Annotated in this window: 16 protein-coding genes; 12 read left to right on the top strand and 4 right to left on the bottom strand. The window is 58.8% G+C overall.

Going from position 1 to position 23,180, the window contains the following annotated elements:
- Nucleotides 1–496: 496 nt before the first annotated feature.
- The 5 genes from EC9_RS16135 (at nucleotide 497) to EC9_RS16155 (ending at nucleotide 7,295) form a co-directional block, all read left to right on the top strand.
- Entirely contained in the window at nucleotides 497–2,917 is a 2,421-nt protein-coding gene (locus EC9_RS16135; RefSeq protein ID WP_145346761.1) for an outer membrane protein assembly factor BamB family protein, read from the top strand.
- 172 nt (nucleotides 2,918–3,089) lie between these two features.
- Entirely contained in the window at nucleotides 3,090–3,806 is a 717-nt protein-coding gene (locus tag EC9_RS16140; protein WP_218934190.1) for a hypothetical protein, read from the top strand.
- A 107-nt stretch (nucleotides 3,807–3,913) separates the two neighbouring features.
- The gene (locus EC9_RS16145; protein ID WP_145346763.1) at nucleotides 3,914–5,074 is read left to right on the top strand and encodes a YHYH protein; all 1,161 of its coding nucleotides are present in this window, start codon (nucleotides 3,914–3,916) and stop codon (nucleotides 5,072–5,074) included.
- 3 nt (nucleotides 5,075–5,077) lie between these two features.
- Nucleotides 5,078–5,731, top strand: a complete 654-nt coding sequence (locus tag EC9_RS16150; protein ID WP_145346765.1) for a response regulator transcription factor — start codon at nucleotides 5,078–5,080, stop codon at nucleotides 5,729–5,731.
- Nucleotides 5,709–7,295: a sensor histidine kinase gene (locus tag EC9_RS16155; protein ID WP_145346767.1), complete on the top strand. Its 1,587-nt coding sequence runs from the start codon at nucleotides 5,709–5,711 to the stop codon at nucleotides 7,293–7,295. The genes EC9_RS16150 and EC9_RS16155 overlap by 23 nt, the downstream gene beginning before the upstream one ends.
- Before the next feature lie 126 nt (nucleotides 7,296–7,421).
- Here the strand turns inward: EC9_RS16155 and EC9_RS16160 are convergent, their stop codons facing one another.
- On the bottom strand, nucleotides 7,422–9,014 hold the full coding sequence (locus EC9_RS16160) for a glycoside hydrolase family protein (RefSeq protein ID WP_145288795.1): 1,593 nt from the start codon (nucleotides 9,012–9,014) through the stop codon (nucleotides 7,422–7,424).
- Nucleotides 9,015–9,200: 186 nt separating this feature from the next.
- Here EC9_RS16160 and EC9_RS16165 point away from each other — a divergent pair, with 186 nt between their 5' ends.
- From EC9_RS16165 to EC9_RS16175, 3 genes are all read left to right on the top strand, one after another.
- Nucleotides 9,201–10,199: an NAD(P)-dependent alcohol dehydrogenase gene (locus EC9_RS16165; protein ID WP_246105721.1), complete on the top strand. Its 999-nt coding sequence runs from the start codon at nucleotides 9,201–9,203 to the stop codon at nucleotides 10,197–10,199.
- Nucleotides 10,200–10,371: 172 nt separating this feature from the next.
- Nucleotides 10,372–10,938: a type 1 glutamine amidotransferase domain-containing protein gene (locus tag EC9_RS16170; RefSeq protein WP_145346769.1), complete on the top strand. Its 567-nt coding sequence runs from the start codon at nucleotides 10,372–10,374 to the stop codon at nucleotides 10,936–10,938.
- Nucleotides 10,939–11,025: 87 nt separating this feature from the next.
- Nucleotides 11,026–11,508, top strand: coding sequence for a pyridoxamine 5'-phosphate oxidase family protein (locus tag EC9_RS16175; RefSeq protein WP_145346771.1), 483 nt, complete (start codon nucleotides 11,026–11,028; stop codon nucleotides 11,506–11,508).
- Between the two features lie 139 nt (nucleotides 11,509–11,647).
- On the opposite strand, the gene EC9_RS16180 is transcribed toward EC9_RS16175, so the two are convergent.
- On the bottom strand, nucleotides 11,648–12,133 hold the full coding sequence (locus EC9_RS16180; protein WP_145346773.1) for an MgtC/SapB family protein: 486 nt from the start codon (nucleotides 12,131–12,133) through the stop codon (nucleotides 11,648–11,650).
- A 203-nt stretch (nucleotides 12,134–12,336) separates the two neighbouring features.
- Nucleotides 12,337–12,873 (bottom strand): TIGR03067 domain-containing protein, encoded by a 537-nt coding sequence (locus tag EC9_RS16185; RefSeq protein ID WP_145346775.1) that lies wholly within the window; start codon nucleotides 12,871–12,873, stop codon nucleotides 12,337–12,339.
- A 579-nt stretch (nucleotides 12,874–13,452) separates the two neighbouring features.
- Between EC9_RS16185 and EC9_RS16190 the strand changes: the two genes are divergently transcribed.
- From EC9_RS16190 to EC9_RS16205, 4 genes are all read left to right on the top strand, one after another.
- Nucleotides 13,453–15,225 (top strand): cytochrome c peroxidase, encoded by a 1,773-nt coding sequence (locus tag EC9_RS16190; protein WP_145346777.1) that lies wholly within the window; start codon nucleotides 13,453–13,455, stop codon nucleotides 15,223–15,225.
- 694 nt (nucleotides 15,226–15,919) lie between these two features.
- Entirely contained in the window at nucleotides 15,920–16,372 is a 453-nt protein-coding gene (gene tnpA / locus EC9_RS16195) for an IS200/IS605 family transposase (protein WP_145346779.1), read from the top strand.
- Between the two features lie 750 nt (nucleotides 16,373–17,122).
- Nucleotides 17,123–18,118 (top strand): SMP-30/gluconolactonase/LRE family protein, encoded by a 996-nt coding sequence (locus tag EC9_RS16200; RefSeq protein ID WP_145346781.1) that lies wholly within the window; start codon nucleotides 17,123–17,125, stop codon nucleotides 18,116–18,118.
- A gap of 21 nt (nucleotides 18,119–18,139) precedes the next feature.
- Nucleotides 18,140–21,562, top strand: coding sequence for an acyltransferase domain-containing protein (locus tag EC9_RS16205; RefSeq protein ID WP_145346783.1), 3,423 nt, complete (start codon nucleotides 18,140–18,142; stop codon nucleotides 21,560–21,562).
- 200 nt (nucleotides 21,563–21,762) lie between these two features.
- On the opposite strand, the gene EC9_RS16210 is transcribed toward EC9_RS16205, so the two are convergent.
- Nucleotides 21,763–23,163, bottom strand: coding sequence for an RtcB family protein (locus tag EC9_RS16210; RefSeq protein WP_246105723.1), 1,401 nt, complete (start codon nucleotides 23,161–23,163; stop codon nucleotides 21,763–21,765).
- Nucleotides 23,164–23,180: the final 17 nt, after the last annotated feature.

Below are 23,180 nucleotides of genomic sequence, written 5' to 3' on the forward strand. Positions count from 1 at the left end.
CAACGGAATCCACCCACACTTTGAGGTGCTTCTCGGGCTGAGCACTCCCCCTTGTTAGGAACCGCTCTCCAGTCGGCACGGTTCGTCGGCCAGCACGCCAGCGAGGCGGAAGCCCATGCGGTCACTGCGTTGCCGTAACGATGGCGTCAATCGCCGCTCCAACTGCCGCAACTTTGGGGGTACCGACACCGGCGGTTACCCGCACGGAAAAATGATGGAAAAAAACTTTCATCCCGGCGGAGAAGCCCCCCCTCTGGAGCACTTCCGAACGAGCGTGTGGTGCAAAGGGACTCCCGCGTGCGTTAGAACGGGGAGACGGAACCGCGGATCGGAAACAGGCCTCTGTAGGTTCGTCGACGCATGCCCGTCGGATTGACACTGCCCGACTGACACATAAACAATAGACATGTCAACAAATTACGCGATCGTGTCGAACAGGTTTGAATAGGCTTGCTCGCAGGAACGTTCTTCTCTTCGCACCCACTGGCCGCTACTCATGATCACCAACACAAGTCAGCTAACACGTCCCTGCCTGGTTGGACTATTTGTCTGCGGGCTGCTTGCGGTTGCATGCGTCGCGGATGACTGGCCTTCGCTTCGCGGGCCGCAGCACGACGGTTCGGCGGCAATCGACGATGGGGAACTATCCAGCGGTCCATTGCAATTGAAGGTTGTTTGGAAACATCCGGTCGGCAGTGGCTATTCCGGTGTCGTGAAATCGGGTGGCCTGCTGGTATCTGCGATGGCAGATGTGGAAGCCGACCAGGAATACGTCTTTGCGATGTCTACAGAAACTGGGGAGACGCTTTGGAAAACGCCGACCGGGAAGGTCATGATCGGGGCGAACGGATCGTTCGACGGTCCGGTGGCAACACCTGCCGCAGATGATGTTCGCGCCTATCACCTTTCACCGCACGGCATCCTGACGGCGTATGCATTGGAAGATGGGAGCGTGGTTTGGCAGCACGACTTGAAGAAAGAATATTCCGCGGCCTCAAACGTCTACGGATTTGGAGCGTCGCCGATCGTGCACGCCGGCATGTTGATCCTCCCCGTTGGATCCGACGACAGCGCTGTGATGGGATTCGACGCAGCGACGGGCGAAGTCAAATGGAAAGCGGGCAAAGATGGCGTCGCCTTCCAGTCCGCCGTACCGGTTCAGGTCGATGGGAAGTCGGTAGTACTCGTCGCAGGGAACACGACGCTGTTCGCCATCGAACCAACCACAGGAAAAGTCATTTGGTCCCGACCGCACGGCGGAGCCTCAGCTGTGCTTCCGGTTCCGCTGCCCGGTTCAGGACTCTTTATTAATGACATGCGAGATGGCTCCACCAGCCTGAACCTTCAATCCAACGGGGCCACCGAGCGCTGGTCGGGACGCAACATTCGCAACTCCTATTGTGTGCCGGTCATCTCGGGCGGGCTGCTCTGTTCGTATTCCTCCCGTTTCCTCGTCGCCGTCGATCCCGAGACAGGGGACCAACGATGGCGAACCCGATCGCCCAGCAACGGTTTCCTCGCGACCGTCGCCGGAAGGTTAGTTGTTGCCACGATCGATGGCTCGCTGCACATCGGCGACGTTTCCGAAGATGGCTACGACGAAGTGACGAAGGTGCAAGTCTTTGAAAAGGGTGACGATGGAACCGATGGACTGATGTGGGCCTTACCTTCGATCGCGGGCCGTTCGATCTACCTGCGCAGCCTCGGCGCGATCGCTCGGATCGATATCGAACCGGGAACGCGAGCCGAATCGGTCGCCGCCGAAGGGTCGCAGGTGTCGCCTGGTTTCGCATCGTTCTTGAAAACCGTCGACGCATCGGACAACAAACAAGCGGTCATCGACAGCTATTTGAAAGACAAGTCGCTGCCGCTGATCGACGGCGATTTCGTCCACTTCATCCTGCAAGGCGACTACACCGATGTTGCCGTGGCAAGCGAACTGTTTGGAATGCGGCAAGAACGGGTGATGCAACGCGTCGATGGAACCAAGTTGTTCTATTTTGGAGTCCGCATCCCCGACGCAACGCGGCTTTCGTACGTCTTTTATGCCGACTACCAACCGGTGCTCGATCCGGTGTCGGATCGTCACGTCACCAGCAGTCTGGTCGCGGGCGAGATGGAGCCGATCTTCCGGAAGGCCAAGTCGTCGCTTGAACTTTCCTGGTTCGACAAAGGGAACGTCGTCGATGAAGCCGCAATCGACGTCGACGTCTCGAGCGACAAGCCCGCTGGCTCGATAGATGAGACACAATTGCAAAGCGACGAACTGAACCAGACGGTCGACCTTTCGATCTATCTGCCCCCCAACTATTCGGAATCGAAGGACCGCTACCCCGTCGTCTATGTCCACGATGGCAAATCCGCCATGCAAAGTGGCAACCAAGTGGCGATCATCGATCGCTTGATTCAATCGAAAACGGTTCGTCCGGCAGTGGTTGTTTTCATCGACAAGCGGTTCTATCCGATGCAAGGAGCGAAGGGCTATGCCGAGTTCTTTGCCAAAGAGCTGATTCCGATGATCGATCGCGAATACCGCACCTCCGCTGACCGAAAGGACCGCGCGAGCCTGAGCGGCGGATTTGGTGCGTCGCTCGCGCTGATGGCCACGCTTCCGGTAAGCGATCAAATTGGATCGGTGGGATGCCATTCCCTGTTCGCGTTTGAAATGATGCATCCGATGTTCCAGCAACTCGCCCAATTACCGAACGAGCGATGCAGGGTTCTTGTGCAGAGGAGTCGCTATGAATTCCGCAACCCAGCGGAGAACTGGAACATGGGCCTCCAGGCTGTGAATGTCGCAAAGATCCTCGCCGACGGCGGACACGACGTCACGACCGAAGCCACCGCCACCGGTAGCGACTGGGTCAGTTGGCGGACACAGTCGCCACGAATGTGGAAGTTCTTGCTGGAACGATGATCGCAACGCCAACTGGCGGATCACTGGGCTAACGGCGCTGTCTCGGTAGCGTGTAGTGAAAATACTATTCCAGCGACGCTTCATCTCAACTTCAGGTACGCCGTTCTACGATGACCTGAAACGATGCCACGGAGGCTCGACCAGAACAAACCTCATCGCGTTGGGTGATCCCATGAACAAATCGTATCGAAAGCCAGCGACAGCCCTTTTGCTGGTCGCCATTGCCACGACAGTCCTTTGGACGACTGGGGCCAGTTTGGCACAGCGTGGCGAAGGTCGCCGCCCACCTCGGCCCGGCGGAGGCGAAAAACCGGAGATCGAAGACACGCTGCGATTGAACGTCTACGCCGACAATTGGTTCTCGCTGTACATCAATGGCGAACTGGTCGCTGTCGATTCGATCCGGTTCATGCCGCACAACGTAATTTCAGTCGACGTCTTCCCCAAGTACCCGATGACACTGGCGGTGATCGCAAAAGACAACGCCGACGCCAAGACGGGGATGGAATACAACAACACGCAGATCGGCGATGGCGGGTTCATTCTGAAGCTGGCCGACGGCACGGTGACCGGACCGCATTGGAAGGCGAAATCGGTCTCTTACGGCCCGATCGACCGAGACACCCGCGATCCGCGAGTCGTCCACGAAGAGCTCCCCGAGAACTGGTTCGCGATCGATTTCGATGACTCTTTGTGGCAGGCGGCTAAAGCGTACGACGAACAGACAGTAAGGCCCAAGCGTCCCTTCTACCAATACGATTTCGAAGGGGCGAAGTTCATTTGGGCCGACGATCTGGAACTCGATAACACAGTTCTCTTTCGGCTGACAGTCGATTCACCTCCCGACGGAAGCCAACCGAAGCGGTTTCCCATCCTTGAATCGAACTGATTTGATCTCAACCACAGCGTTCCGCCGCGCGTGAATCGGCAACTCGGCAACGCTGGCTGCGCGCAAAGAACCATTGAACTCGCCATCGATAAGAAAGAGAACTCAACATGATATCGACGTTTCGATTCTCGCTCGGTTTCGCGGTCGCGATGCTTGTTCCACTCTCCGTGTCGGCGCACGAATGGCATCAGCACCACAGTCACCATCATTCAACTGACCAGCATTCGCACGCCACAAACAACCATTCCGATCAACGCGATCATTCCCAGTCCTCTCAGCCCGAGGTTCAACGGGCGATCGAGCAAATCAATACATCGCCTCAATACATTCTGATCGGGACGACATTGGTGAGCACCCAAAACGACGAGCCAGCGATTGCCCAACACTTTAAGAAATTTGACGACTTGAAGGTTCGCTGGGATGCCAACACCCTTTTTGTCGAATCCAATGGCCTGCCGGACCACAACATGATGGTTGGGATTCGATCTTGGCAACAACAAGTTCCACTGCCGCAACCTTTCACCGGCAACAACGCCTGGCAGATTCCGCTGCATCCCAAGTTGGCTGATAAACCGATCTCCGCGAAAGACAATCTCTATCGTGGAGCGATCGCGTTGGCAGTCAACGGAGTCCCGATCTTTAATGCACTCAACAACCGCGGGGACGATGCCTTTCTCGCTGGCGAGCTGGATGAATTCGGAGGCCACTGCGGCAGAGGCGACGACTACCACTATCACGTCGCTCCGGTTCACCTCCAGAAAATTGTGGGCCCCGGCAATCCGATCGCCTTCGCCTTGGATGGCTTTCCGATCTACGGATTGACCGAGGCCGATGGTTCTCCCGTCGGCAAGCTGGACGAGTTCAATGGCCAATTTGATCCCCAGGGGCGATATCACTATCATGCCACGACGACGTATCCTTATATCAACGGCGGGATGCGAGGTGTCGTGACGGTTCGCGGCGATCAGATCGAACCACAACCGCGCGACTCACCGCTACGTCCCGCTTTGCAACCGTTGCGCGGCGCGACGATCACCGATTTTAAGACGTCAAAAGAACAATCCGTGTTGACGTATCGGCTGCGGGGCCAAACCGGAACAGTCACCTATTCGCCCGTCGATTCGGAGACATGGAAGTTCATCTACAAGGAACCCGATGGGAAGACGCGAACGGAAACTTACAAACGACGTCCCCACCAAGACGATCGCCGCGGCGGTGGGCCGCCGCCACCGCGTCCCGACGACCGTCGGCCTCCACGCCGGGGATGATTGATGCGAGTTCTAGTCGTCGAAGATGAGCCAGGTCTACGAGACGCCGTTGCAACGTCGCTGCGAGAAGAACACTACGCCGTCGACGAAGCCGCCGACGGACGGACCGGTCTACAGAAGGCGAGGCAGTGGAGCTACGATGCGATCGTGCTCGACCTGATGCTGCCAGAGATCGACGGCTGGGAACTGCTAGCCCAACTGCGCAAAACGCACGCCACGCCGGTGCTCATCCTTACCGCCCGCGACACGGTGGAGGAGCGAGTGCGGGGGCTCGACCGCGGCGCCGACGACTATTTGTGCAAACCTTTTTCGCTCTCCGAACTATCGGCCCGCGTTCGAGCTCTGATCCGGCGAAGTCACGGTCAAGCGAAGGCCGAAATCGTCATCGGTTCGGTTGTCATCAACACGGCCAATCGAACGGTTGCAAAAGAAGGCCACCCCGTCGACCTAACGGCTCGGGAATACACACTCGTTGAACTACTGGCCCTCAATCGAGGTGAACTCGTGTCGCGCAGCACCGTTTACGATCATGTCTTCGATGAGAACGAAGACTCGCTCTCGAATCTTGTCGACGTGCACATCTACAACATTCGCAAGAAGCTTGGCAAGAACTTCGTGACCACACGTCGAGGACATGGCTATATCATCGAAACCTAACCTCGCCCGCGATCTCTCCGTCGACGGTCGCCCACAGCCAGCCCACGATTCCCCCAGGCGTTCGTTGCCCCAATCGATCGCCTGGCGTCTGCAGATGTGGCATGCCGCGATCCTGGTCAGCGTCGTCGTGGGACTTTGCACGGCGTGGTTTCTCCAAGCGCGTCGCGCGCGGCTGAATGAAATCGATGCCGAACTCACCTCCGCAGCGCGCGTTCTCGACGGCAGCCTCCGCGGTTTCGATCTGCGGGGCTTCGACACAACAGAGCGCCCGCTCAACGAGCTTCTTGCGGCCGACGACCATCTGCGGCTCTCCCTTCCCCGGGAGCTTGCGGACCGACGCGACAACCAACCGGAACCCTACTTCGGCATCTGGCTGGAAGATGGTCGGCAACTGAAATCGGAGCGGTTGCCGGAAGGATTTTCGCTGAAACCAAGTCAATCGCAGCCCGAAGCGCCAGAGCGAGACGGCCCCAACGCGATCCTTCGCGAAGTCCGAATCGTCGGTCCGGCGGGATCGCTGATCCTTGTCGGACGAGACATCGGCAGCGAGATTGCCGAGCTAAATCGACTCGCGCTGCGGATCGCTGCGTTTGCAATGCTGATCCTCGCGGCGGGGCTGTGCGGAGGATGGTGGCTGGCGCGGTCGGTCCTTCGTCCGATCGCGGCGATCTCCGATGCCGCCTCCCGTTTTTCCGCAGCCGACATGTCGCCGAGGATCAACGTCGTGGAGACCGAGTCGGAGCTAGGTCAACTGGCGACGATCCTCAACGACGCCTTCGATCGCGTGGAACGTTCGTTCGATCAACAACGGCAGTTCGCCGCCGATGCGTCGCACGAATTGCGGACCCCCTTGGCGGTGATCCAGTCTCAAATCGAACTCGCCTTGAAACGGGAACGGACCTCCGAAGAATACATCAAGACGCTGACAACCTGCAGCTCCGCAAGCGAACGGCTGTCCGATCTCGTCGAATCGCTGCTCACCTTGGCTCGCCTCGACTTTTCGAGCCAGCCGACCGAACGCGTGTCGGTACGAGTCGATCTTGTAGCCGCGCGGTGCATCGACCTGATGCGTCCCGTGGCACAGCAGGCGGAGGTGAATCTTCGCAGCGAACTTGAGCCCGCGATTGTTTCGGGCGATCCAAAGCAAATCGAACGCGTCATCTTCAATCTACTGAAGAACAGCGTCGCCTATAACCGTCCCCATGGGGAGGCGGTGCTTTCCGTTGCCATCGTAGATTCGTCGGTCGAATTGATCCTGCGGGACAACGGAATTGGGATCAGCGAATCCGACCTTGCTCACGTCGCAGAACGCTTCTACCGAGCCGACAAAGCGCGGTCGCGGGTACACGGCGGCAGCGGACTCGGCTTATCCATCGCTCAAGGAATCATCGCCAACCACGGCGGCACGATGCAGATCGCATCACAACTGGATCAAGGAACCACGGTCACCGTCCATCTCCCGCTCGCCAGCACGCTATCCGACAATCACTCGAACGATCGAGATGCGTCCAATCCAAAGGGAGCGACAACACCACACACCACTCCGCTACAGGCAGGTCAATAAGTGCCTCTCACACTGTGACGCGAAAGTACGCTTGCGATGCGTTCCAGACGCGATCGTTCGCAGCAAGCAGCGCAACCCCCTGAAAGAGCATTGAGTGGGGAGACGCCAGATTGCGTGCCGAATGGCTCAACCGCTCGCCAGGTGGTCGTCGGTTTGGCTGGGCGAAGCGAGGCGTTCGAGCTGGATATCGGAAACTCGCAGCTCCGCGGTTTCCAGATAGACTCCCAGATGTCCTTTCGAAAACGTCTGATCGGCTAGCGACAAGACGACTCTGCCATTGATCGACAGCTCGATATAGCTGCCGAAGACGATCAACTGGACCTCGGCTTCGGTTCGGATCTCCGAATACCAAAACCCCGTTTGCAGCGGCCGGAACTGCATCATGTGCTCACCGCTGCCAGCTTCGCCCGTCCCCCAAGCACGCAGTTGTGCGACTTCTTTGAGCATATCGAGCGACAGATAATATCCGTCTCGCGTCTCCGGATCAGCCCGGAAAACCAAGCCGCATTTGCCGACGCCTTTCATCTGCAGCATCGCTTGAAAGCGGAAGTGGTCGAGCGTCTCATCGAAGACAAACGCCTGGAATCCGCTGTCGCACGCGAGGTCCAGATGGCCGCCATCGACGCGACAATATTCGACCCGCGGTCCCGCATCGTCGACCAAGCTGTGGATGCACCGCGAATCAACCGGTTCGCGAACGTAAGCGTCGATCCCTTCGAAGGTCACCGCCCGCAACATCCCTTCGCCATTCTTGACCAAGCGTTTCGGCGGCGGCATCAAATTCTCCGCCGTCCGATCGCCGATATCCATCGAATAGAAATTCCACAACAGCCAGCCCTTGTCGTCGCGACAAACGCGGCCAGCGTAATTCCCTTGAGCCAACAAGACGTTGTCGTGGTAGCTGAGCCACGAATCGCCGATCTTCTTGGTGTGCCAATAGCGGATCTTGGCGTCCTCGCGGATGCTGCCGATCAAATAGTGGTCGTCGTCGACGCAGATCGCGTTGGGGACTTCGATGTCGTCGTACAACCGCGGATGGTGCAGCGGCGGTTGAGCGACAAAACGATTCGGTTCGACTTCCTTCATGAGCGCCACGCAACCGCGGCGAACGATCGGCCCGGTGTTGATCCGCCCGGCCGCTAACAACCATCCCGCCTTGCCGTCGTGGTAATAAAACGGATCGCGGAAACTGATCCAGTGTCGCCCTTCATCCAACGACGACTCGTAGTACTTCGGATCGGGCTCCAGCGGAAAACAGCTCTCCGCGTCGAACGTCGCATGCCGCGCATCGGCCTCCTGCGAACGACTCTCTCGCACCGCCTGCTTCACCCGTTCGGGATCTCGCGGACCGCGATGGTCCTGCCAATGGACCGGCGTCTTCTTCCAACGGTACAGATCGTCGCTGACCGCCATCCCCAAGCGTTGGTACTTTCCTTGATCGCGCCGCGACAACCCGGTGTAAAACATCCGCCACGATCCCGGTTTGTGCGGATCGGGAGAGATGTGCATCGTCCACAACATCAGGTCGTCCCAGCTGCCGGGGTCGCCGATGAAGAGCGCATTGTTCACGCGTCGCCAATTGATCGCGTCGGTGCTGACCGCGTGCGCGATAAAATCGTGATTGGGCAACACGAGGTGGAACAAATGGTAAAGGCCGTCGTGAAACAGAACGTCCACATCGCCAATCGTTTTGCGGCTGCCATCGGTTTCTGCAAACATTGCTACTCTTCGGTTCAGATTAGTTCGAGGCGGGCATGACGAGGCGTCAGCGGCCGGAATCGGCCCTGGATCGCAGCATTGCAACGATCGGCACGCGGTTTGCCGCTCGTCTACCGTAGCGGCTCGCCGCTGTCACAGCAATTTGCAGCCGCCCCTTGGCAGGCCCACTTTTACAGGAAACCATCGATGTCTACTCAATATAGGGAAGCCGACGCAACCGCCAGCGAGCGTCCAATCGGCCAAACGATGCAGGCGATCGTCTACGACGACTATGGCGAAGCCGACGTTTTGCATCGCGCCGAGCTACCGATTCCGCGGCGATTACCGGGGCAATTGCTGCTGTCGGTGGCAGCGTCCAGCGTCAATCCGATCGATTACCGATTGCGACGCGGCGAGATGAAGGGGCTGTTGCCTTTCGGCTTTCCACGCATTCCCGGCTACGACATCTCCGGCACCGTCGCCGATTGTGCTCCCGACGCCCCGTTCAAACCGGGCGATCGCGTGATCGCGTATCTCGACTACATCCGCGGCGGTGCCTGCGCCGACTTTGCTGTCTGTTCGGTTGGCGTCGCCGCCCGAATCCCCGACACGCTGCCGACCGAAGAAGCCGCAGCGATCCCGTTGGCGGGAACGACCGCCCTGCAATCGCTCCGCGACCACGGCAAGATCCGAGCGGGGCAACGCGTTTTGATCAACGGAGCGAGCGGCGGAGTGGGGATGTTTGCGGTGCAAGTTGCCAAGTCTTACGACTGCCACGTCACAGCCATCGCCAGCGCCGCCAACGAAGACTTCTGTCGCGAACTGGGGGCGGACGTCTTTTACGACTACAACAAAGTCGACTTTACCAAGGCCGGCGAGCGATGGGATCTGATCTTCGATGCAGCCGGGAAATCGGGCTATCTCGCGGCCCGTGCGGTCCTGACCGATTCGGGCCGCTTCGTTTCGACCGAACCGGACGTCCAGGGAATCATGATGTCGCTGTTGACGACGCCGCTGTCGAAGCGGGGCAAAGTGATGCTCGCCAAACCGTGCGGTGACGATCTGCGAGCACTGATCGGTCTGTACGAACTGGGCAAGCTGAAGATCACGCTCGACAGTCAGTTCCCGATGAGCGAAACCGCCGCGGCGCACCGCCGCATCGAACAGGGAGTCGATCGGGGCAAAGTTGTGCTGATTAACAGCTAGCCGTCCTCGATGGGAGTCCGCCGCGCGGCTGGCGGCTTGGACTCCAAGCTGCTTCGTTTGCAACCAGCCTCACCGCGCATATCGGCAAGCATCGCGAAGAACGAAGCCTTGGCACGCGATCTGCTTCTCCACTTTCTGAACGAACCTTCACTCAGAAAAAATGGAGATTCCAATGAGTAGCCAATCTTTACAAGGTAAACGGATCGCGTTTCTGGCGACCGATGGTTTTGAGCAAGTTGAACTGACCAAACCGAGGGAAGCAATCAAAGCCGCGGGGGCGGAGTGTGTTTTGGTCTCGCCGAAAGACACACAGATCCAAGGCATGAACCACGACGAAAAAGGGGATACCTTCCCGGTCGACCAATCGGTTCATTCCAGCACAGCCGAAGACTTCGACGGCCTTGTCCTGCCGGGCGGCGTTGCCAATCCCGACTCGCTGCGGACCTGCAGCCACTCGGTCGACTTCGTCCGCGATTTCTTCAAACAGCACAAACCTGTCGCAGCGATCTGCCACGGACCTTGGACGTTGATCGAAGCCGACGTGGTCCGCGGTCGCAAGGTGACATCCTGGCCCAGTTTGAAGACCGATCTGATCAACGCGGGAGCCCAGTGGGTCGACGAGGAATGCGTCTGCGATGAGGGACTTGTGACCAGTCGCAACCCCGACGATCTGCCCGCCTTCTGCGACAAAGCGATCGAAGAGTTTGCCGAGGGTAAACACGCCCAGCAAACCGCCTAATTCCTGGCGTCGCCAGCCGCTGCATCGCATCGTCGCAGTGGCGATGCGATCGCCTCCGCCCTCCCAAAATCGAAAGGTGCAATCACCATGGATACTCAACAAAAACTGATCGACCTCGTCAAAGAATTCGACAACGCGATGCTCGTCACTCGCAGCACCGACCGCACGCTCGACGCCCGTCCGATGGCGATCGCCGAAGTCGAAAAGGATGGCCAAATATGGTTCGTCACCGACCGCAACTCGGGCAAAGTTGCCGACCTGATGCTAGACGTCGAGGTCGCGGTGACGATGCAGAGCGGCCACAAGTTCGTCTCGATCTCCGGGACCGCGGAAGCTGTCGACGATCGGGCGAAGCTGAACGAACTGTGGAAAGAGGCTTGGAAGGTCTGGTTCCCCGAAGGCAAGGCGAGCCAAGCGATCGTGCTGCTACGCATCGAGCCGCTGCACGGCCAGTACTGGGACAACTCCGGCTTGCAAGGCGTCTCCTATCTGATCAAAGCTGGCAAGGCTTACCTGCAAGGGAAGCGTCCCGAGACCGATGAAGCAACCAACGCGTACGTCCCGCTATAGACGACGCTCCACAATCGGAGTCACCAGCCTTCGAAACGACTCTTCATTGCCGGTGCCCGCAGTTTCAATCGCTCACCGGCACGAAATAGAGCGACGTCAACATTCAGAATGTATCTACTCTCACGCGAATTAGCCGGCACTAATCCAGCTTCTTCGCTTTCTTACGATGGAAGTGGCGAGCGATCCGATCTTCCACGAAACCAAGCACTACCAGCACCACCGCAGCAAATGCGGTCAGCATCAGCGCAAGCGACACGCGGCCGACTGCGGTAGCGACGCCGATGCCAGCGGTCAGATAGATCGTCGCCGCCGTCGTTAGACCTTCGACGCCCTCCCGCTTTTGATGGACGATCGTGCCGGCGCCAAGGAAGCTGATCCCCACCACGATCGCCTGCAGAATACGAATCGGATCGGCTTTCAGAAGGGCATCCTTTTCGTGCTGAGCGAATTGGTCGACGATCTCCTGCCCCAGGATCATCATCAACGCCGATCCAGCGCTGACGAAGATATGCGTGCGAATACCAGCCGGTTTGCCAGCGATCTCACGCTCGATTCCCAACACCGCGCCACAGGCGGCAGCGATCGCGATCGTTTGTAGATTTTGAACGTCAAGCTCTTGCAACATTTTTGACTCGGCACAACGACGCGTTAAAAGGGCATTCGCAACCAGGCGTGAAGCCGCTCTGATCGGCGTCGCCCAACTAACGCTATTTTACGACGGCGCCAGATGCAGAACCAATCAGGCGCTGAATGATCGAACGAGAAAAGCCGGTCCCCACGCGAGCGGACCGGCTGATTTGAAGTCACACAAAGAGGCGACGGTGGCATCTACTTCGCCTTGCTCGCCGAACGACCATCGGGAACGGGATCGCCCTGCCGTCGCACTAGATGAAACAACATCACCTTGCTCCCCTCGGGCGATTCAAATTTCGTGGGGCGATCGTTTCCAGGCAACGCATAACAGAGCGACCATTTGTCATCTCCCTCGAATTTGAGGATCCCCGCGGCGACGATGTCTTCCGTCGGAACCTTCAAGTCGCGTTTGGCGACCGTCGATTTCTGCGGCACCGAAGTCATGTTGATCTGAATCGGATCCTCAGCCGAATCGATACTGAAGACGGCGCGAAACCGCTGGTGCTCATTGCGATCATAAGTCGTGATCGTGTTGGTCGCGACAGTGTTGTAGGTTCCCTTGAGTTCCACTTCGGACAGCTCGCGCCCCTGGTTTACGCCTGCGACGACTTCCCATCGACCCTGCAACCGCTGCATCACCGGTTCGTTGGTCGGGTTGTCCGCGACTGCGACGCAGGCAAGGCCTAGAAGAAGGGAAACAGTCGTTAGATGGACAGTCATTTTTTTGAACATTCGATTTCTCCGAACGGGTTGATTGGATTGAGACACCTTTCCCCCGTTGCACGTTTCGTGCCCAACGATTCTCTCTTTGGCGACACGCAATCAACGCAAAGCGATTTGGTCGGTTTGGCTCCGATTTGACCGATCCGCTCCCATACTTGGCCCGATTTGCGAACGACATCGCCACGTCGGCCGGCGGCTCGGATCTAGGCTGCAGCAGCCATGCGACCGGACAACAGTTAAAGGAGGAAGCGAAACCGGGCCCTCTCGGAGAACAGCCCCAAATCGCCGGAGACGTTTCGGTTGTACCGCCGCGATGTTGCAAGCCTCCCGTGAACCGGAACCGCTCCTGCAACACTTCCAAACGCGAGTGAGTCCCCTATCGATGAAGTAACGCCAGCCGAAAGCGGCACGAGTCTGCGGTTGGTCCATGCTTGCCCCGCACATTCCTTCGCGGAAAATGGTGGAAATCAACATTCGCCTGGAGCTTGCTGTATGGCGTGGATCGGACCTTTGTTATGATCTAGTGCGGCTCGATGGGATTCCAACTCCCGCGTCGCCACCGCCTGGAATCGAACTGGAACCCATTCAATGCGCAACGATTCTAAACATCCTCAAAAAATCTGCCGTCCGTTGGGCCGATCGTTTGTTCTGTTCATCGGTATCGCCCTTAGCGTTGCGACATCGGTTGAAGCACAACAATCACGGCGACCTGTCGACGCCTGCTTTATCGCCGGCGATCGAGTGCTTTTGGTCGCTTGCCAACGCAGCGGCGAAATCCTCGCACTCGATGCCGATTCGGGAGAGATTCAATCGCAGCTTGCGATCGGTGGCGATTTGGTAGCGATCGAACAGCTGGATGATGAGACGGCATGGGCCATCGATCAAACGGGAAACCGGTTGCTCGAGATCACGCTCGACGGCGGCAAACTATCCACGGGACTATCTATCGATTGCGTGAAAAATCCTGTCTCGGTGATCGCTGGCGAAGCGAACCAGTTGTTGGTGGCGGGGCTGTGGAGTCGTCAGGTGACGTGTGTGGCTCGCCCCGCTATCGACGAACCGGCGCGTCCGGTCTGGACTCGGAATCTAAACTTCTCTCCCAAGACATTGCGGTTGTTGCAGCCGGAAAACGTCGTGTTGGCAGTCGATGCGTTTGGCAGCCAGATCGCCTACCTGGACGCGTCGACCGGGGAACAACTCCGGCAGATCGAATTCTACGGGCATCGGATCCGCGGGATGGTCGACGATCCCGACGGCAAGCGGTTGATCGTTTCGCACCAGATGCTCAACTCCGCCGCTCAATCATCCAACAACGACATCCACTGGGGCATGATGGTTTCCAACGATCTGCGTTGGTTGGACCGCGGCCGTGTGATGGAAGCCGACGAAGAGAACTTCTACAAAGATGGGCACATCGATCCGATCGGGATTGTTGGACAGGGAGGCGCCGATCCGAACGATCTCGTCTGCACCGTCGACGGGATCGTTATCGTTCCGTTGGGTGGAGCGAACGAAGTAGCGATCGGCCACGAAGAGTTCTACGAATTGGCTCGCCTGCCCGTCGGCATCAATCCCGTAGCGGTTGCTGTCGATAGCCGCGGCAAGACCGGTTGGGTTGTCAATCGTCTGGACGATTCGTTGACCCAGATCGATATCGGAGAGCGAAGCGTATTGAAAACAGTTCGCTTGTCGGAGGATTGGACTCCCACGACAGCCGAACTCGGCGAACGCCTGTTTCACGACGCGTCGCTGGCGCACGATGGTTGGATGAGTTGTTCCAGTTGTCATCCCGGCGGCCACGCGGTGAACGAACGAGCGGACAATCTCAGCGACGGCGCCTACACGTCGCCCAAGCGAGTTATCTCGCTGTTGGGCCGCGCCGATACGGCTCCCTTCGGCTGGATCGGGGCCGACGCAAAATTGGAGGCTCAACTGCAGCGGACCGTCCGCACGACGATGCAGGGGCACAATAAACTCACCGGCGAACAGGTGACTCAGCTGACAGCGTTTCTGGACTCCTTGGTCCCACCGCCGCCGGTCGTCGACGCTTCGATCCCCGAGGTCGGCGAATCGATCGCGCGCGGCCAAGCGATCTTCGAACGCCAAAGCTGCAACGATTGCCACGCCGGCAGCAAATACACCTCGGCGGAATTGTACGACGTTGGGCTCGAAGACGAACTCGGACACACCCGCTTCAACCCGCCATCGCTGTTGGGCGTCGGCCAGCGCGGCCCACGCTACTTCCACGACCTACGAGCCGAATCGTTGGAAGCTGTCTTCACCGAGCACAAGCACACGCTAGATCAACCGCTCTCCCAACCCGACCTCGAAGACCTGCTGACCTTCCTGCGCAGCCTATAGGGTGCCCAATCCCCCATCTCGGCAAGCACCAGGCCGTAGGCCGACAAATCTAGTGCCGGCGGCGTATGCGGCCACTATATGGCGATCAGCAAAGTCTCAGGCCGCAGGCCGACACACGAACTGCCGGCGGTGTAAGCCGCCGGTTAGCGGCCGAGTAAGAACTCGCCCAAGGCCGGAGGCCGACACATTCTTGCATTCCTTGTGTCGGCCTCCGGCCTGGTTCAGCATCCGGCCTTGGCTACCGGCGGCTCACACCGCCGGCATTAGTTATGTCGGCCTCCGGCCTAAAAACAGCTCTTGTCTATTGTCCTGAACGAGGGGCAACAACATAGCTTCAGCGCACCGAGTCCCCCGGCTGCCCGACCACACCAAACTCAAGGACATGTTTCAGCAATCCCCCAGGCCGAAGGCCGGCACATGATCTGCCGGCGGTGTAAGCCGCCGGTATGATTTTATGATAGGAAAATACCAGGCCGGAGGCCGACACACGAACTGCCGGCGGTGTAAGCCGCCGGTTAGCGGAGGACCAAGAAAACTCCCTAGGCCGGAGGCCGGCACAATCGAGTGTTGAGTCCCGGTAATCGATCAATCAAATTTGCCTCAAAAACTCTTAACATTAGGTTGAAGCGGTGTAGGCTGGATTCGTTAAACAATATTGTATCGCGACACCAATCGATTCGGGTGGAGTACCAGCATGTCCACGCACCAACAGTTGCTCTATCACATCGTCTCTAGCGTGAAGGATCGACGCCCGTTGTTGCAAGACGATGCGCTTCGCGCCCAAGTCTGGTCGTACATGGCTGGAATCGCAAAAAATCTTGAAGGGTTCGCGATCAAAATTGGTGGCTTCTACGACCATGCGCACGTACTGGTCCGGATTCCAGCTAAAATCGCGGTTGCCGATTTCGTAGGAGCGCTGAAGTCTAATTCAAGTCGACAGATCAACGACGCGCGAGCGGGAAAGCTCAAGTTTCATTGGCAAGACGGCTACGGCGCGTTTACGGTTAGCCCTTCTCAAGCCGACAGGGTTGTCAGGTATATCGAAAATCAGTTGACACATCATGCGCAACAGACCTTCCAGGATGAGTATCTCGCGCTTTTGGCAAAGCATGAAATCGAATTCGATCCAGCGCGAGTTTGGGAGTAGTCCGAAGGTTTAGGGAGCTGCATTTAGGCAATCAATTTCTTCTTGTGCCTGCTGGCTCGATGGCATTCCTTGTGTCGGCCTCCGGCCTGCAAGCCGCCCTTGATGCAGTACCTGATCAAGGTGGGAGAATGAGATTTATACGGCTCACTAAATCCCCCGTGCCTCAAAGTATCAGCCGATTGTGTCAACATCCATCAGGCCGCAGGCCGACACACCATCTGCCGGCGGTGTAAGCCGCCGGTACTGGCAGCACCACCAATCCCTAGGCCGCAGGCCGGCACACGAACTGCCGGCGGTGTGAGCCGCCGGTATCGGCAGCACCATAAATTCCAAGGCCGGAGGCCGACACATGTGTGTATTCCATGTGCCGGCCTCCGGCCTAGACGGGGACTCGACCTTCATGACCGGCGGCTGACACCGCCGGCAGTTGATATGTCGGCCTCCGGCCTGGTTGAAGGTCACAGCTTGGTGACAGACGGTTTGCATCGTTGGTAGGTGTTGTTCGGGCCACCGGCATCAAGGCAGCTTCGGATTGAATCGCTGAACATTGGGATTCCTGCTACAAGTCAAAAAAAGACACCGATCGGTTGTGTTCGAGGAGATGGCTGGAAATCTAGTGCGGTGGTTCTGATTTGGTTTCCATTGGAGCGGTGAGTGGTTAAGCTATTCCGCGTGCTCTCCCGCCCCCATAGGCACTGGGTGCGGGAGCGGATTCTTCCCCCTCCTGGAAAACTCTCTTGAGGCTTCATCATGACCTTCGCTCTCCGCTCCCTTGCGCTGGCTGCGATTTTGTTTGGACTGGCCGCTCAACCTTGTTCGGCTCAGGATTCGCTTGGCCGCATCGAACGCTTGGATCCTGCGCTAGACAAGTTGTTGGCAAAAGATGCAAAGATCGAAGTCCTTGCGTCGGGCTTCACATGGTCCGAGGGGCCGCTGTGGGTTCCCGAGGAGGATGGCTATGTGTTGCTGAGCGATATCCCGCGAAATTCGATCTTCCGTTGGGATGCGAAGCGCGGCGTGTCGTTGTTCATGAGCCCCAGCGGCTACACCGGTAACACTTATTACGGCTTGGAACCTGGTGCCAACGGATTGGCGTTGGATGCCAAGGGCCAAGTCATGATGTGTGAACATGGCGATCGCCGCGTCAGCGTTTTGACGCGCGATGGCGGCAAGCGAACGCTGGTCGACAATTATCAAGGCAAGCGACTGAACAGCCCCAACGACTTGGTGCTTCATTCTTCCGGAGCGATCTACTTCACCGATCCGCCCTACGGAATGCCTAAGCGATACGACGACCCGCGGCGTGAACTCGACTTCTGTGGCGTCTACCATTTGGCGACCGATGGCACCCTGACCCTGATCTCCAAGGAACTCGCTCGTCCCAACGGAATCGGACTTTCTCCCGACGAAAAAACGTTGTACGTGGCTCAGTCGGACCCCAAACAGGCAATCTGGGCTCGCTTTGCTTTGAATGACGATGGTACCGCTGGGGCAATGTCGATCCTTTATGATGCAACCGATCAGGTAGGCAAATTGCCCGGTTTGCCCGATGGATTGGCCGTCGATCCGCAAGGCAACCTGTGGGCCTCGGGCCCCGGCGGGATCTACGTTTTTGAACCCTCGGGAAAACTGATCGGCCGTTTGCTGACGGGCCAACGAACCAGCAACTGCACCCTCGGCGGCCCCGATGGCAAGGACCTATTTATCACCGCCGATTCGTACCTCTGTCGCGTTCGACTGCGATAGCCTCGACTGACTCTGGAACCGATGACCGATACCAACGCAAGCTCCGACCGATTGAAACCATATGTGATCGCGGCCGAATCGCAACCTCAACTGGTTGCGAACCTGAGAGCGTTGGCTGGTGGGGAATCGGCAACTTCAGATCCGCATGCGCCCGAACGGTTGGTGATCGTCGCCGACGGCGAGGAAGCGCTGCGTTTGTTAGCGACTCGCGCCGCCGATCGCTTGGAGCGCCGACCCGACAAACCGATCCATGATGTCGGCGGGATCTATTATTATCCCGAACCGCTGGGCCTGTCCGGTGGCATCGCGTGGCTCTTCCCCGGCGAAGGGGCTCAGTACCTGGGAATGCTGCAGGGGCTCGATTCCCAGTGGCCCGAAGTCGAATCGGTGCTCCAACAGTGCGACGGTTTTGCCCGTCAGATTGGCCCGCCGTTCCAGAGCCTGCGTTACTTTATCGATGGTTGGTTGCAGGACGATCGCGATCGAGGCGAACAGTTGTTGCGTCGGTTAGACAATGCGATGTTGAGCGTCTTGAGCGCGGGCTGGTGCTTGAGCGAAGTTGCCAAGATGTTGGGCGTGCCGATGCAAGCCGCCGCCGGTCACAGCGCCGGCGAATTGGCGGCACTGATGACCGCCGGGTCGATGGAGCTGACGACGGAACTGCCGATGTTCGCCAATGTGATGAACCAGATGGAGGTTCAGTCGGGGGGCGGCGACGCGGAACTGCTGGCCGTTGCCGCTGCCGCCGACAAGGTGCAACCTGTCGTCTTCCAAGCGTTGGCGACAGCGGGGATGAGCGACCAGGCGATGGTGGCGATGGACAATTGCCCGCATCAATCGATCGTCGTTGGCCGACGCGAAGCGACGCGGCGCGTTCGTGAGGCGATCGAAAAAGCGGGCTGGATCGTCGAGGCGCTTTCGCTGCAGCAGCCCTACCACACGCCGATGTTCGCACCGCTGATGGACCCGCTGCGTGCCGCCTTCGATCGCGTCGGTTTCCGATCGCCCGATGTGCCGTTGTATTCGTGTGCCACCGGCGAACGTTTCCCCGACGACAGCGACCAGATCCGCCAGCTCTCGTTGGCTCATTGGCACAACCCGGTCCGATTCCAATCGCTGATCCAACAGATGTACGCCGACGGCGTGCGGCTGTTCCTGGAAGTTGGCCCGCGGGGGAATATCAGTTCCTTTGTCGCCGATATCTTGCGAGGCCAGCCGCATGCGGCGATTCCGATGGACACGCCCCGTTTGTCGACCGCCGATCAGATCGTCCACGCCGCGGCTCAACTGGCTGCGCATCACGTTCCGATCCAGTTGGAGGCGTTGGATCTGCAGTTCCGGCAGGCTCAAGGGAATTCTTTTGTTCCGCCGTCGCCGCGCGAAGCGGTTGCCGCAGCGATCGCTCCCGGAAGCGACTCGGTAATGTCGTCGCATCTGGAAACGATGCAGCAGTTGCTGGCGGAACAGAGCGATGTGATGCAGCAGTTTCTCGTTGCCAAGAACGCGGGGCGGACGATCGGTTCTCGCAGCGGACGACGTGCGACGGCCGGAAATCGATCGCGACGTCGCCTGGCCGCCGCGGCGGCGCTGCCCACCGATGACATTCTGGCGAATGAAAGCCTATGGTCGGGCGAGGAGCATGCGTTTGAGGAAGCGGCGAGCGGCGGCGGAGGCGGATTGCCCCGTCCCGAATTGCCGCTGTTGGGCGAAGTCAGCGAGTTTGAACCGGGGATGCATCTGGTCATGCATCGGTTGCTCGATCCAGCGATCGAACATTACGCGACGCATCACACCGTCGGCGGCCGCGAGGTGAGCGCGATCCGGCCCGAGCAATGTGGGCTGCCGGTGATGCCGATGACGTTCACGCTGGAGATGATGATGGAGGCGGCGCTGCAGCTGGCTCCCGAACGGGTCGTCTGTTCGATCAGCCGAGTCCAGTTGTCGCGATGGTTGGCGTTTTACGAGCGCGATCCGATCACGATCCGGATCGAAGCGACCTTGATGCCAGCGGACGACGACGCGACGACGCGTGTGCTGGTCCGCGTGATGGACACCGGGAATCGGGAAGAGCCGTTTGGCGACAAGCCGAAGCTGGCGGCGGTTGGCACGGTGACACTGGCGGCTGCGTATCCAGAAGCTCCGCTCGCCCAGCCGTTGGAACTTACCGACGCTCAGCAGTGCGAGACGACGCTGAAGACGATGTATAACAATTTGTTTCATGGCGAATTGTTCCAAGGTGTCCGCAGCCTGGCGAAGATCGGCAAACAAGGAATCGAATCGACGATCGAAGTCCTGCCGCGGGATGAGCTGTTCCGCGATGATCGACCGGTCGAATTCCTTGGCGATCCGGTCCTGTTGGATGTCGCGATGCATCCCAACGCGGCCTGGCATCTGGAACAGCCCGACCAGACGGGGCGGATCATGTTGCCGTTTGAGGTGAAGAGCGTCGAGTTCTTCGGACCGCGGCCCGCAGTGGGAACGCGGTTTGAATGCCACGGGAGTTTGGACGAGCAATCGCCGCGGCACTTCACTCATTCGGTCGTTTCGATCGACGGCGAGGGACGCGTTTGGAATCGCATCAACGGCGTTCGACTGTGGCGTTTCTATCTGCCGTTTCACGAAGTCAATTTCCACGGCCCCAAGAACGTCTACCATTTGTCGGAAGAGTTTGCGACGCAGGCTTCGGCGGCGGACGATGCGATCGCCACGGCGCGGTTCGCTTGGTTGGACGACCTGTCGCAACCGACGCTGTTGCGAGCGGCAGCCGAAGTGTTGTTGAGCGAACAGGAATACGAAGACTTCATCGACGCGCAAATCCCTCACGCCGAAAAGGTTCGCTGGGTCTTTGGCCGCGTCGTCGCCAAAGATGCCGTTCGTCGGTTGTGGCATCAACAGCACGGTCAGCGGCTATACATGTCCGATATCGACACGCGGCACGATGGCAACGGCCGACCCTATGCGTTGCCAAGGCGAGCTCAACATCCAAGCGCAGGTGATGTACCAGCGGCCGACGCGGTGATGCCGAACATCTCGGTAGCTCATTGCAACAAACTCAGCTACGCGCTTGCATCGACAGCCCGCCGCGTTGGCGTTGCGGTCCATCCGATCGCCGAGGTCGAAGAGGCTCACGTTGCAGAGGCGTTGCTGCCTGAAGAGGTCTCGCTGTTGTCGGCGTGCGAAAACCGTGAGCGCTGCTTCGCTGCGATCCTCGCGACGAAGAAGGCAGTCGCCAAGGCGACCGGCCTGGGGCTGTTGGGTGACTGGAAAAACGTCCGCGTCATCGCCTGCGACGGCGAGGGACAAGCGACAGCCGAAATCGCCGGCAACTTGCTGGCCCAGTTGCCAGCGATGGCCGGCCATCGCTGGACCGCGGAACTGAGTCACGACGTGGATGGCAAAGGGGACGGCAAGATCCTCGCCGCCGTCATCGACGCAACGGTTTAGCAGCGGTTTGCTTCGCCCGCCCGGCGAAGCTCAGAGGGTCGGCAAACGAGCCTTCAGCGAGATTGCCGGGGAGCGGCATCGATACTGGATCGATGACTGCATACTCCCCTCCCCGAACTTCGCTCCGTTCGTTCGACCCTCCCCTGTAAACTTCGTTGGGGGAGGGTGAAGTTTCTTCGCGACAGCCATAGCATCCGGCGTTAGTCCTCCGGTCGTTCTCCCGCTTCGGCCATCTTGACCAAACGCGGATCGAAGCGGGCGACGGTTTCGACCAGATCGTGCTGCGATGCCATCACTTGGTCGATGTCTTTGTAGGCCATCGGGACTTCATCCAGCCCAGCCGACATCAACGTCACCCCACGATCGTCCAGGAACTTCTTCACCTCTTTCCATCGGAACTGCTTCTTCGCCGCGGTGCGACTCATCCGCCGCCCCGCGCCGTGCGAAGCACTCAACAGCGACTCTTCGACTCCTTTTCCGCGGACGACGTATCCGGGAGTTCCCATCGAACCGGGGATGATTCCCAACACGCCTTGGCCCGCCGGAGTCGCTCCCTTGCGGTGGACGATCAGCTCCTCTCCGCCATGCGATTCTCGCCAGGCAAAGTTGTGATGGTTCTCGACATCCAACAAGACTTCGACTCCCAAGTGGCTTGCGATTTCACGATGGATGCAGGCGTGGTTGGCCGCTGCGTATTCCCCCATCAAATTCATCGCGTTCCAATATTCTTGGCCCTCCTGAGTATCCAATTTCAACCAGGCCAGGTTCTGCAGTTCGCGTGGCAGTTCCGGGTGCGTCGCTTTGGCCACACTGCTGTAGTGCGCGCAAACCGACGCTCCCGTTCCCCGCGACCCGCTGTGACTCAATAGCGCCAAGTACGTTCCGGCTGCCAATCCCAAATCGTCCACCGGCAGCGTCAAGACGCCAAACTCGACGAAGTGGTTTCCGCTGCCGCTGGTTCCCAACTGCTTCCACGCCTTGTCCTTGTTCTGGAACGTGATCGGCGAGACGCGCCAATCGGCATCCATCACCTCGTGTTGCCGCCGTTTGCGAAAACTCGCACCGATCCCGAACTGCGTTTCACGCTCGATCGCATTTCGCAATCGATCTTGATTGGTATCGAGCGTTTCGACAGGCATGTCCAAAACTGTCATCTTCATCCGGCATGCGATATCGACGCCGACAGCGTAAGGAATCACGCAGTCCTTCGTCGCCAGCACGCCACCGATCGGCAGGCCGTAACCCAAGTGCGCGTCGGGCATCAACGCACCCGATACGGTCACCGGCAGCTTGCAAGCGTCGACCATCTGCGACACCGCACCAGCTTCCAGCCCGTCACCCCACTGACGCCAGGGAGCGGGTTCGTCGCGACCGATGTAACGGTCTTGAGCTGAGAAGACGGTCTGCAAAGCATCGGCCAACGATCCCCACAGAGGATCGTCGACCGCCGACGAAGGGTCTTCGACAATCGCCGCGATGGCGGTTCGTAGTTCAGGTCGCTTCAAGCCCTTGGCCGACGCGTTGCGGACCGCTTCGACAGCCGCTTGCATCGCGATCCCTTTTGGAATTCCCAAGTTGTTCAGTTCACGCGTCTTCATCATGCTTCTCCCACATCCCT

The sequence above is a fragment of the Rosistilla ulvae genome, assembly GCF_007741475.1.
GTDB classification, from domain to species: domain Bacteria; phylum Planctomycetota; class Planctomycetia; order Pirellulales; family Pirellulaceae; genus Rosistilla; species Rosistilla ulvae.